Annotated in this window: 11 protein-coding genes; 3 read left to right on the forward strand and 8 right to left on the reverse strand. The window is 42.8% G+C overall.

The genetic code is table 11. From position 1 onward, the window contains the following. Positions 1-5: 5 nt before the first annotated feature. The 5 genes from ACRHOZ_RS11790 to ACRHOZ_RS11810 form a co-directional block, all read right to left on the reverse strand. Positions 6-2,801 (reverse strand): 2-oxoglutarate dehydrogenase E1 component, encoded by a 2,796-nt coding sequence (locus tag ACRHOZ_RS11790; protein ID WP_431125846.1) that lies wholly within the window; start codon positions 2,799-2,801, stop codon positions 6-8. Between the two features lie 97 nt (positions 2,802-2,898). Continuing rightward, positions 2,899-3,255, reverse strand: coding sequence for a hypothetical protein (locus tag ACRHOZ_RS11795; RefSeq protein WP_431125848.1), 357 nt, complete (start codon positions 3,253-3,255; stop codon positions 2,899-2,901). A gap of 32 nt (positions 3,256-3,287) precedes the next feature. Beyond that, positions 3,288-4,565 (reverse strand): amidohydrolase family protein, encoded by a 1,278-nt coding sequence (locus tag ACRHOZ_RS11800; protein WP_431125850.1) that lies wholly within the window; start codon positions 4,563-4,565, stop codon positions 3,288-3,290. 129 nt (positions 4,566-4,694) lie between these two features. Further along, positions 4,695-5,711 (reverse strand): UDP-glucose 4-epimerase GalE, encoded by a 1,017-nt coding sequence (gene galE / locus ACRHOZ_RS11805; RefSeq protein WP_431125852.1) that lies wholly within the window; start codon positions 5,709-5,711, stop codon positions 4,695-4,697. A gap of 140 nt (positions 5,712-5,851) precedes the next feature. Continuing rightward, positions 5,852-7,009, reverse strand: a complete 1,158-nt coding sequence (locus tag ACRHOZ_RS11810) for a DegT/DnrJ/EryC1/StrS family aminotransferase (RefSeq protein WP_431125854.1) — start codon at positions 7,007-7,009, stop codon at positions 5,852-5,854. A 79-nt stretch (positions 7,010-7,088) separates the two neighbouring features. On the opposite strand from ACRHOZ_RS11810, the gene ACRHOZ_RS11815 reads away from it, so the two are divergent. The 3 genes from ACRHOZ_RS11815 (at position 7,089) to ACRHOZ_RS11825 (ending at position 9,960) form a co-directional block, all read left to right on the forward strand. Next, a complete protein-coding gene (locus ACRHOZ_RS11815; protein WP_431125856.1) occupies positions 7,089-8,336 on the forward strand; it encodes a 3-deoxy-D-manno-octulosonic acid transferase in 1,248 nt (415 codons plus the stop codon). 32 nt (positions 8,337-8,368) lie between these two features. Beyond that, positions 8,369-9,718, forward strand: coding sequence for a sugar porter family MFS transporter (locus ACRHOZ_RS11820; protein ID WP_431125858.1), 1,350 nt, complete (start codon positions 8,369-8,371; stop codon positions 9,716-9,718). Positions 9,719-9,828: 110 nt separating this feature from the next. Then, on the forward strand, positions 9,829-9,960 hold the full coding sequence (locus ACRHOZ_RS11825) for a hypothetical protein (RefSeq protein ID WP_262710830.1): 132 nt from the start codon (positions 9,829-9,831) through the stop codon (positions 9,958-9,960). 51 nt (positions 9,961-10,011) lie between these two features. Here ACRHOZ_RS11825 and ACRHOZ_RS11830 read toward each other — a convergent pair whose 3' ends face one another. From ACRHOZ_RS11830 to ACRHOZ_RS11840, 3 genes are all read right to left on the reverse strand, one after another. Further along, entirely contained in the window at positions 10,012-10,638 is a 627-nt protein-coding gene (locus tag ACRHOZ_RS11830; protein ID WP_431125861.1) for a hypothetical protein, read from the reverse strand. Positions 10,639-10,685: 47 nt separating this feature from the next. Further along, a complete protein-coding gene (locus ACRHOZ_RS11835; protein ID WP_431125863.1) occupies positions 10,686-10,985 on the reverse strand; it encodes an HPF/RaiA family ribosome-associated protein in 300 nt (99 codons plus the stop codon). Between the two features lie 140 nt (positions 10,986-11,125). Then, the gene (locus ACRHOZ_RS11840) at positions 11,126-12,442 is read right to left on the reverse strand and encodes an ATP-dependent 6-phosphofructokinase (RefSeq protein WP_431125865.1); all 1,317 of its coding nucleotides are present in this window, start codon (positions 12,440-12,442) and stop codon (positions 11,126-11,128) included. Between the last annotated feature and the right edge of the window lie 4 nt (positions 12,443-12,446).

Here is a 12,446-nt window from a genome sequence, read left to right on the forward strand (position 1 = left end):
TTTAATTATCGTCTAACCATATTATCCTTGGTCTTGTCAAATACATATTCCAAGACCTGTGCATGTCTTCTTTGTGAGCGTACCGCACTACCTGCAGCTGGAGCCCCGTAGAATCTGCGCGAAGCCACCCTAAAGGTTTTTGCTTCCTCAAAATGCATCAACAAATGCCCCCAAGCCCCCATGTTCCTGGGTTCTTCCTGTGCCCACACCACATCATTCGCATTCTTATATTTCTTTAGGACACTTCGCATCTCTTTGGACGGAAGTGGGAACAATTGTTCCAATCGTACCAAGGCCACATCGTCTCGCTGCAATTCTTCTTTTTTGTCGAGCAAATCATAGTAGAATTTCCCTGTACAGAAAACCAGGGTTTTCACCTTGGATGCAGACGCTTCCGCATCATCAATTAAGGATTGGAAACTTCCTTTGGCCATCTCTTCCTTGGTGGATAAAACCTTTGGATGTCTCAACAAACTTTTCGGCGTAAATACTACCAAGGGTTTTCTAAACCCAGCCTTCATCTGTCTACGCAACAAATGGAACATATTGGCTGGGGTTGTAACGTCCGCTACATACATATTGTCCTTGGCACAAAGCTGAAGATACCTTTCCATTCTTGCCGAAGAGTGCTCCGCACCCTGACCTTCATATCCATGAGGCAGCAATAGCACCAACCCGTTCTGCAATTTCCATTTGTCCTCTGCGGAAGACAGGTATTGATCAATAATAATCTGTGCTCCATTACTAAAATCCCCAAACTGGGCTTCCCATATGGTCAAGGTTTTCGGACTTGCCATTGCGTAGCCATAATCAAATCCCATTACCGCATATTCTGAAAGCAGGGAGTTGTAGATATGGAATTTCCCATTTTGGTTTGCTCCCAATTCATTGAGCAGGGTAACTTCCTCTTCATGCATTTCGGTCTTGATAACGGCATGTCTGTGGGAGAAGGTCCCCCGTTCCACATCCTGACCGGTCATACGTACATCATAACCCTCCTCTATCAAAGACCCATAGGCCAAAAGTTCGCCCATGGCCCAATCCAGTTGGTTGTCTTCGAAATACATTTTGTTCCGGGCACCTACCAATCGCTCCAACTTTCGTAGGAATTTCTTCCCTTCAGGCAACGCTGTGATACTTTTGGCAATGGCATCAAGTTTTTTCTGTGGATATGAGGTTTTGATCTCATCTAACATGGCATCCTCCGTAACCTGTCCAAAACCTTCCCACTCATCTTGCATGAAAGGCGTAATCACAGTCTTTTCAACCTTACGGGAATCCAACAAATCCTCTTCCAAGTTTTTCTTGTATTCGGCTTCCAAGCTCTTGACGTAATCCTTGTCAATGATTCCTTCCGCAATCAATTTCTCTGCGTAGATATCCCTTGGGTTTTTGTGCTTGGAAATGGACTTATACAATAAAGGCTGGGTAAACTTGGGTTCGTCCCCTTCGTTGTGTCCATACTTTCTATATCCCAACAAATCCAAGAAAATATCGCGTTTGTAACGCATTCTATATTCCAGTGCAAAAGTTGCCGCATGCACCACTGCCTCTGCGTCATCGGCATTTACATGCAATACTGGCGACAAAGTCACTTTGCCCACGTCCGTGCAATAAGTGGACGATCGTGCATCCAAATAATTGGTAGTAAATCCTATTTGGTTATTGACCACAATATGAATGGTTCCTCCCGTATGGTAGCCATCCAAGCGGGCCATTTGTATGATTTCATAAACCACTCCCTGTCCTGCAAATGCTGCATCGCCATGCACTAAAATTGGCAGTACCTCAGATACATTTTCTTGGTGATTTCGGTCTTGTTTTGCCCTTGCAATCCCCTCAACAATTCCGTTTACTGTTTCTAGGTGGGACGGGTTAGGCGCAATATTCATATTGACCACTTTTCCCGAGTCCGTTTCCCGTCTGGAAGTCCATCCCAAGTGGTATTTTACATCTCCGTCAAAGATGGTCTCTTCATAATCCTTACCATCAAATTCGCTAAAGATATCCTTGGGCGACTTACCAAAGATGTTGGTCAGCACATTCAATCGGCCACGGTGTGCCATTCCCATTACAAATTGCTTCACACCAGCATCTGCAGCTTTCTCGATAATGACATCCAAAGCGGGAATCAAAGATTCACCACCTTCCAAGGAAAAGCGTTTTTGCCCTACATATTTGGTGTGCAAGAATCCTTCAAACGAAACTGCCTCGTTAAGTTTTCTTAGAATATTCTTCTTCTCTTCCGGAGAAAAATTGGGATGGTTATCATTTACATTCAACCAATCCTGTATCCACTGAATCCGTTCCGGGGTTCGGATATACATATACTCCACTCCTATGGCATCGCAATAGATCCGCTCTAAGTGGGCAACAATGTTCTTAAGGCTGCTTGGGCCTATTCCGATAATCTTCCCTGCGTCAAAAACAGTTTCCAAATCGGCATCGGAAAGGTCAAAGTTGGAAAGTTCCAATGATGGCTCATACTTCCTTCGTTCCCTCACTGGATTGGTCTGGGTAAACAAATGTCCTCTGGAACGGTACCCATTGATCAGCTTGATTACCTGAAACTCCTTTTGCAAGGATTTTGGAAGGGCCACTTCCTCTCCATTGGGAGCAATCACCATTCCGTTGGAAGAGTTCAGATCCAATTCGTCCAAGGAGCTTTCCAATCCAAAATCAAAACCTTGGAAAAAAGCCCTCCAACTGGGTTCAAGACTATCTGGGCTTGTTAGATATTTATCGTATAGCTCCGCAAAAAATGAAGTGTGCGCAGCATTTAAAAAGGAATATTTATCCATTGATAGTTTCTAGCAAAAGCTATGCAAAAATTTAGTCAAAAATACAACAAATACCATAGGTACATCAACAAACTTGGCCTAATTTGACAAAATCCATCTAGGAGTTATATTTATGTCTAAACCAAACTTTCTGGCACTCCCTTTTAAGGATCAAAAAGCAAACTGCGGAAGAGGCATCAACGACGTCCAGAGCGATTAACTTCTTGATTTCCTTTTCTGGGATATCCACCACATAAAGCAAGTTTAAATAGTTCTGGAATTTTTCTAAAATCAGGAAATAGATCTTCTCGTGCAATAGGGATTTTAAGTCTTTTGCCTCGATGCCTTTGGGAAAATCCAAGGAGGCGTTTGCCAACGCAAAATCCTTGCTAAGCTGCAGGAGCAAGTTATCATAGAGCTGCTCTTTCTGAGCAAATTCCACTATCTCAAGACTGGTATTGAAATTGGTTTCCATGGGGTAATTACGTCCAATTTCGCAAATAGGATTTATTCCGACTTATAAATTTTCCCTTCTTTCATAACAAAATTTACATTTTCCAGCGTCTTAACATTCTCCAACGGGTTCTCATCAACAGCAACAATATCGGCAATAAAGCCCTCTTTAAGTTGCCCCAGTTCATTTTTCATCCCCAAGAGTTCTGCATTGGTTATTGTAGCGGAACGCAAGGCATCGATTACTGGCATCCCTGCTTCATACATATAGGTAAATTCTTTTCCATTGTCTCCATGGGGCGATACGCCAGCATCCGTGCCAAAAGCAATAGGCACTCCTTTTTCATAGGCTTTTTTAAAATTTTTCTCGCTAACTGGACCTATTTCCCTGGCTTTTTTAGCAACAATTGGAGGTAAAAAGCCTGGAATTTCAGCCATTTGCGCTGCAGCTTTACCAGCAGATATGGTAGGCACAAGATAGGTGTTGTGCTTTACCATCAAATCCATGGTAGGCTCTTTCATCAAGGTCCCGTGTTCTATTGTTTTTATACCTGCTTTGATAGCTCTTCGCATACCTTCATCACCATGTGCATGGGCAGCTGTTAGCATGCCATAATCTTTCGCTGTTTCAACTATGGCCTCAATTTCTTCTATGGTAAACTGCGGATTTTGACCACTTTTGGCCACACTCAGAACCCCTCCAGTAGCTGTTATCTTAATAACGTCTGCTCCATCTTTATAACGTTGTCGAACGGCCTTTCTAGCGTCTTCTGCTGAGTTTACCACCCCTTCTTTTGGGCCGGGATCGCCCATTAAGGAAATTTTCATTCCATTGGTGGGGTCAGCATGTCCTCCGGTAGTTCCAATGGCTTTGCCGGCGGTAAAAATTCGTGGCCCTACCACTAAACCTTTTGCTATGGCCTTACGAAGCGCAATATTTACTCCTGATCCTCCTAAGTCCCTCACAGTAGTAAAGCCAGCCATCAAAGTTCGTTTTGCATACACTGTTGATTGAAATGCCACATCAGCATCGTTTTTAGTGAAACGATCCAGGTAACGGGTTGGACTTGACTCTCCTTCAATATGAACGTGCATATCTATAAATCCAGGAAGAACGGTCTTATCCTTTAAATCGATAATTGTATCCTCGGCGCCACCTGCCTGATATCCATTTTGAATGGACTTAATGGATTTTCCAGAAACCACTATGGTTTTCTCCGAAAGTGTTTTGCCCGATTGGACATCCACAATTTTACCACAATGGAGATAGGTGTCTTGCGCCATTAGGATGGAACCCACAAGCAATGCTGGGAGCAAAAGAAAGTTTTTCATATCTGAGTTAGCTAAAAGATTATCCTTTAAATGTAAGCATTGATTCCGTTAAAGCCATAGAACTTGGTTCCGATGAGAAAAAAAAAGCCCGTCGTATGACGGGCCTCTTGATTTTCTTTGTTGCAGGTATCAACCTCTTACCTTGCGCTCCCAATCCCAGGCCGATTTCATGGAATCATCCAAAGTAGACCCCGCTTTCCAGCCCAAAACTTCGTTTGCATTTGTGGTATCGGCATAGGCTTTGATCACATCGCCAGGTCTTCTATCCACTATCTTGTAGTTCAATTTTTCGCCGGAAACACGCTCAAAACTGTGAATAACCTCTAAGACTGAGCTGCCTGTGCCGGTCCCAAGATTAAATACCTCGTAATTGCCTTCATTTTTTTGATTCAATAACCGTTGTAGCGCTACAACGTGCGCTTTTGCCACATCCACCACATGGATGTAATCCCGGATACAGGTTCCATCTTCTGTGGGATAATCATCTCCAAAAACAGAAAGTTGTTCCCTTAGCCCTACCGCAGTCTGGGTAATAAAGGGCACCAAATTTTGTGGCACTCCAAGAGGCAATTCCCCTATTTCCACAGAAGGATGCGCCCCAATTGGATTAAAATACCGTAATGCAATGGCCGCCAATTGCGGGCTAATTTTACAGGTATCCCGAATAATTTCCTCGCCAATTTGTTTGGTATTTCCATACGGGGATTCCGCAGGTTTTACTGGGGCGTCTTCCGTAATGGGCAACTCGTCAGCTTGCCCATAAACCGTACAGGAAGAACTAAAAATGAAATTGGCTTTGTCCATTTTTGTGAGTTCTTGAAGCATGTACACTAAAACCCCAAGATTGTTTTCATAATACAGGAGTGGTTTTTCTACACTCTCTCCCACTGCTTTTGATGCAGCAAAATGAATAACTCCTTCCAAATCACTATGCCTCTTGAAGAAATCCTGAACATCAGATTTATCCCGAAGGTCAAACTTCTCAAAAATGGGCCGTATTCCGGTAATGGCTTCTATACCATCCAGAACATCTTCAGATGAATTGGATAAATTATCAATGATGACCACCTCAAAACCTTCATTTTGAAGTTCAACAACGGTATGGGAACCTATAAACCCAAGTCCCCCAGTTACTAGTATTTTCATCTGTTTAAAATTTTTTGATTTCTGAATGCCAGCCTAACAGGCTGGAAGGTTCAAAAAATTTGAATACATTCAGGAACTACCATAAATTTTAATCATTTACCAACATAAAGTTGCAATGATGAAAATTCATGCTCGTTTCATTATTGGTTATTTACAAAATCCAAGACCAACTTGGTGATAAAGACAATTTGTTCATCATCCAATTCCGTATGCATTGGAAGGGAAATGACTTCTTTCACCAATTGGTTGGTGACTGGAAAATCCGCTTCATCATAACGATCATCGGCATAGGCTTTCTGCAGATGGAGCGGAACTGGATAGTACACCCCACATGGAACGCCGTTATCGTTCAAATGTTGTACTAAATTGTCTCTTTTTTCGTTCAAAATACGAAGTGTATACTGATGAAAAACATGGCAATCTGGAGAATCTGACGTATCGTCACAACCTTCATTGATCTTGGGAATCACAATTTGAGGATGATCTTTAAAAGCTTGGTTGTATTTCTCCGCTGCTTCCCTTCTTTTTTTGTTGTATTCGTCCAATTTAGGAAGTTTTGCCTTCAGCACTGCGGCCTGTATAGAGTCCAAACGAGAATTTACCCCCACCACATCATGGTAGTATCTTTTATACATTCCGTGGTTGACCATCCCCCGAATCGTATGAGCCAAATTATCATCATTGGTGAAAATGGCCCCGCCATCGCCATAACAGCCTAAGTTTTTGGATGGAAAAAAGGAGGTTGAGGCCACATGCCCCATGGTTCCTGCCTTTTTCTTGGTTCCGTTATCAAAGGAATAGCTGGCCCCTATGGCCTGCGCATTGTCCTCAATCACAAAAAGGTTGTGCTTTTCTGCTAAATCCATAATGGCGTCCATATTGGCGCATTGCCCAAAAAGGTGTACGGGCACAATGGCCTTGGTTTTGGGAGTAATGGCTCTTTCGATGGCTTTGGGATCAATGTTGAACGTGTCCGGTTCCACATCAACAAGGACAGGCGTTAAATTGAGCAGGGCGATAACCTCCACGGTAGCCGCAAAGGTAAAATCAGCAGTGATAACCTCATCGCCAGGTTGCAAGCCTAGACCCATCATGCAAATCTGCAAGGCATCGGTTCCGTTGGCACAGGGGATTACATGTTTTACACCCAAATAGTCCTCCAGTTCCTTTTGAAAGGAATGAACGTAAGGACCATTTATAAATGCTGAGGATTCCAGGACTTCGGTGATGGAAGAATTCACCTCATTTTTTATCCCTTCGTATTGACCTTTTAGGTCAACCATTTGTATTTTCTTCATCAAGATAAATTGAGTTACAAAATTAAGAAATTAAGATGCCATAATGGCCTATTGATGAAAGAATGTAATTTAGCGGAAAATGAATCCCTTGCACCTCATTTACGACCTATTGCTAAGGCTAACCTGGTGGAGCCTTCACCTTGTAGCCCTGTTTAGCACAAAAATGAAATTGTTTGTTACGGGCCGAAAAAAATCCAAAAACATTATTATGTCGCTGGACAAGACCAAAGACAAATGGATTTGGATGCATGTAGCTTCTTTGGGAGAGTTTGAACAAGGGGTTCCCATCCTTAAACAAATTCGCCTTACATATCCTTCACATAAATTGGTGCTCACCTTTTTTTCACCCTCGGGGTATGAGGTAAAAAAGAACAGTTCGCTTGCCAATCTTATCCTGTATCTACCCATGGATACACTTTCCAATGCCAAACAATTTTTGAATAGCCTAAATCCAGATCTCGCCATTTTTATCAAATATGAGATTTGGCCCAATTACCTCCGGGAGTTGAAGCAAAGAAATATTCCTACCCTATTGGTTTCAGCGATTTTCTCCAAAAGACAAATCTTCTTTAAACCTTGGGGCAGTTTTATGGGAAAAAGCCTCAATGCATTTACCCATTTTTTTGTTCAGAACGAAAATTCCAAATTGCTCTTGGAATCCCTGGGGCACCAAAATGTTGTTGTAAGTGGAGACACACGTTTTGATCGTGTCTCAGAAATACTTGCACAGCATAACCAATTGGATTTTATGGATGGTTTTAAACAAGACCGCCTGTGCTTTGTTGCGGGCAGTACTTGGCCCGAAGATGAGCAAATATTGTCAGCATATATCAATGCCTCTTCCCACAAAGTTAAATTTGTGTTGGCCCCACATACCATAAAGCCAGCCCATATCGAAAAAATCCGGGTGTCACTTTCCAAAGCAGTGATTTGCTTTTCTGAAATAAAGGCAGGTGATAACCTAAGCAACTATGACGTCCTAATTGTTGACACCATTGGTTTGTTGACCAAAATCTATAGCTATGCGGATGTAGCTTATGTGGGAGGAGCCTTTGCCACAGGACTGCACAACACCTTGGAACCTGCCGTTTATGCCATACCCGTAATCATTGGCCCTGATTATAGGGGATTCAAGGAGGCTGAGGACTTGGTTGATAAAAAAGGAATCTGTGTGGTGCGCAATGAATCGGAATTCAAATCACTTCTGGATCAACTGGTGCTGGATGAAAGTTATAGAAAGCAAACTGGCACAATCAATTCCTTATATATCAAACAAAATGTGGGCGCCACGTCCAAAGTTATGGAGTTGATCAAAAGCATTCTTTAAATTTTTCCTAGTTTTAAAAAAATCCAACCAATATGAACAATCGTGTTTTTAGAATTTCCCTTACCGCTGCCCTAGCGGGTTTTTTATTTGGTTTTGATACCGTAGTAATTTCAGGAGCCAATCTCCCTATCAAGGAACTTTGGGACACAAGCCCACTATTCCATGGCACCTTTATTATGAGCATGGCCCTTTGGGGAACTGTGCTGGGCGCTCTACTGGGAGGTATCCCTACAAAAAATTTGGGCAGAAAAAGAACCCTGTTCTGGGTAGGAGTGCTCTTTTTTGTTTCCGCAGTGGGATGTGCCATGGCCCCCGAACCTTATTTGTTCTCTTTCTTTCGTTTTGTTGGTGGCGTTGGGGTTGGGGTTTCATCAGTAGCCGCGCCAATTTACATTTCTGAGATTACCACCAGCAGCAATAGGGGAAAATTGGGTGGTTTGTACCAATTCTGGCTCGTCTTTGGGATTTTGGTGGCTTTTATTTCAAACTGGGCCCTCAAAGGTTTTGATGGAGCCAACGACTGGCGGTGGATGTTGGGCATTGAAGCACTGCCCGCCTTGCTATACACCCTAATGGTACTAAAGATCCCGAACAGCCCAAGGTGGTTGATTTCGCAAAAAGGAGATTCCGAAGCCGCAATGGAGGTATTCAAGAGCATTTATTCTTCAGAAGAAGCTGAAAAACAAATCCAAGAGATAAAATCAAATCTAGACCTAACGACCTCCAATGAAGGTCTTTTCCAAAAAAAATACTCCAAAATTCTGTGGCTGGGATTTTTTATAGCTTTTTTCAACCAGTTGTCAGGGATCAATTTTGTGTTGTACTACGCTCCTGAAATATTGGAACAGGCAGGTTTGGGGGGCAAGGAATCGCTCTTCAATTCCATTGCCATTGGCATAGTCAACCTGGTGTTTACCATTATAGGTGTACGGCTACTGGATAGGCTGGGCCGCCGCCAATTGATCATCATAGGGTCTTTGGGCTACATTTTTAGTTTGATCATGGTGGGCATTTGTTTTCAACAGCAACTTTCCCCATCGTTCACCATCCTATTCATTTGTTTGTTCGTAGCTTCCCACGCCATAGGTCAAGGGGCTGTGATATGGGTGTTTATTTCCGAAATCTTTCCAAACCGGGTCAGAGCTTTTGGACAGTCATGGGGCACAAGTACGCATTGGGTCTTTGCTGCACTGATCACGTTGGTAACACCTATCTTTCTTGACGACCAAGAAGGCTATATGAAGGATTCAGTATGGCATATTTATTACTTTTTTGCCGGCATGATGGTACTGCAACTCCTATGGGCCATCTTTAAGATGCCAGAAACCAAAGGGGTATCCCTGGAGGAATTGGGCAGGAAGTTGAGCGGTAAATCCAATTAAGACAGGATTGTACCGCACATGCTTAAAAGCTGACATTTAGTCGAATATAGCCAGGAGGTTTGCAAAACATCTGTGAATAATTCCGTACATTGAAAGGAAATTACACTACTATGACTGATGAAATCTCTTTTGGCAACAAAATGCTGGTTGGCTTTTTACGGCTTATGGTATTTGTCCTCGTAATCATTTTGGTAGCCATCCCGGTTTGTATCCTTTTGGACTTTTTAGGGCTTTTGGGATAAAAAAATGCGGCAGATGGTTGGTCTACCGCATTGTTAAGCTCTTGAAATCACCTAAAAAATCACATCCTCTTCCTGCATGGCGGTGGTCATTAGCCTGATGTATGCGTCAATGGTTTTGTTCACCTTGCTGGGTTCGGTTACCTCAAAGTCTCCCTTCCAAATTAGCTCTCGTTCCTTATCCACACAGATACAGTACAGAGCTGTTTCGATATGGTACAAATTGAAGGTCTCGTAGTACTCGGGATCATAATACATATCCTGATGTCCAAGATAATCCGTACTAAAGCGGGTATAGAGGTTATTGAACTTGTTCATACGCTCCCTAAAGGTCCGTCTGTTTTCGGTTCCCACAACTTTGGTGAAAAGAATGGCATCAAAGCCCTTGTCCAACAATTGCTGTTCTACTTCAGAAAGTTCTTCCTCCGACTTTTCGGAAGAGGTAAACTCCACATCAAAAAGATCTATACTGCGCATGGCTTCCACTCCCGTTTGTTCCAATCTTTCTGTCAATTGGGTTTCAAACTCAATGCGTACTTCATCGTCCTGACTCATCCCCACCACTAGAACTTTATAAGCATCAAACAAGACAATATCTGGATTCTTCCATGTTCCCACCAATTGGGTGGAAGCACATCCTGTCAAAAGAATCAATGATAATAGAATCAATTTTGGTTTCATCGTCTTAATTTTTGTGGTTCACTTTGCGGTACTTCAGGAATTACCTGTCAATGTCTAATAAAGACCCCTTGTCTTTTTTCCAATTGCCTTTTTAAATCATCCACGGTCTCGGCCATGGATTTCTCAAAGTCATGAGATTTGGACTTGGCAAACAATCGGGGCCCGGGGGCACTCAATTCAATCTCACAAATGCTATCTTCCCCAGCTTTGTCATGTTCAATCTTGAACAGTACGTTGGCGTTGATAACCCAACTGTACTTTTTCCCAAGACGCTCTAATTTCTTCAACAATAATTTGTTCAAGGACTCACTGGACTTCATTTTCTGATATTGAATGTTGACTACCATAATGCTAATTTTTAAAATCAGTATAAAGCTAGCTACAGGATAATCTGGAAAAAATGACAATTGTCAGGAATGGATAGCGTAAGATTTGCTATCTGTATCTTCAAAAACCGGCAAATTATGACGTTTGTCTTTGTATGGGCCTATTTTAGAAGGAAAGGTTGACCCGTGCTCTGTAATACCGAAAACCAAAATTCGCTTTCCAGATCTATTTTCTTGCGTTTTTTGGTGACTTCCGCAATTGGGATGTAAACAAACTTGTTATTCACTTTGCATGCTACAAACTTGGTCTTCCCCGCCATGGCTCCATGTACGGCATGGTATGCCAAACGGCTACAGTATACACTATCGCTGGAATTGGCCGGAGCACTTCTTACAATATAACTGGGATCAATGTACTTGATGGTCACCGGAATATCCGTGAAATACGCTTTGATCTGTTCTTTCAGAAAAACCCCTATGTCCGCATGCTTTACATTTCCAGATGCATCCTTGATCCTATTCTTATCCGTAAAAAGTTGCTGACCCGCACCTTCGGCAACCACAATAACCGCGTGCTTTTTTCTTTCTAGGCGTTTCCGTAACACTCCTAAAAAGCCCAATTCCCCTTCCAGCTGAAAGTCCATTTCCGGAATCAGAACAAAATTTACCACAGGCATTGCCAAAGCTGCGGATGCGGCAATAAAACCACTATCCCGTCCCATGAGTTTAACTATGGAAATGCCATTATATGCTCCTGCGGCTTCATTGTGCGCGTCCCTGATGATGGGACTGGCCACGTCAAATGCAGTTTCAAATCCGAAGGACTCGTCAATCAGATCAATATCATTGTCAATGGTCTTTGGAATCCCCACTACGCTGATGCTCCCTCCTCTTTTTTTGATTTCCTCACCAATGGCATCCACCCCTTTAAGGGTACCATCCCCACCAATGGCAAACAGCATATTGATGTTGTTGGACTCCAAGGTATCCACCATTACGGACACATCCTGTCCTCCTCTGGAGGAACCTAAAAAGGTGCCACCAAACTGATGAATGTCCTTAACTTTTTCCGGTGTGAGTTCTACAAATCCGTGACCCATTTCAGGATTTAGGCCTTCATAGCCGTAGGGTATACCTACTATGCGTTTGATTCCATAGAAGTAATGAAGAGCCATGACCACCCCGCGTATCACATTGTTGATTCCAGGACAGAGACCGCCGCAAGTTACTATGGCCGCCGTGGTTTCCTTGGGGTCAAAAAAGATACTTTGTCTGGGGCCCGCCTTTTCCAAACAATTGGGCTCCTCGCCTGTAGAAAGACAATGGGTGTATTGATCCATGGAAATATCAAAGACCAACCGATCCGATTCGCTGACAAAATTAAAGATATGATCTCCCCTGACAGTACTTAACTGCAGGGGAGATTTATAATTTGGCGCTCCAAGATGTTCTATTTGAAATCTATTTGTTTCGCTCACACTG

Source organism: Flagellimonas flava (assembly GCF_050617915.1).
GTDB lineage: Bacteria > Bacteroidota > Bacteroidia > Flavobacteriales > Flavobacteriaceae > Flagellimonas > Flagellimonas flava_A.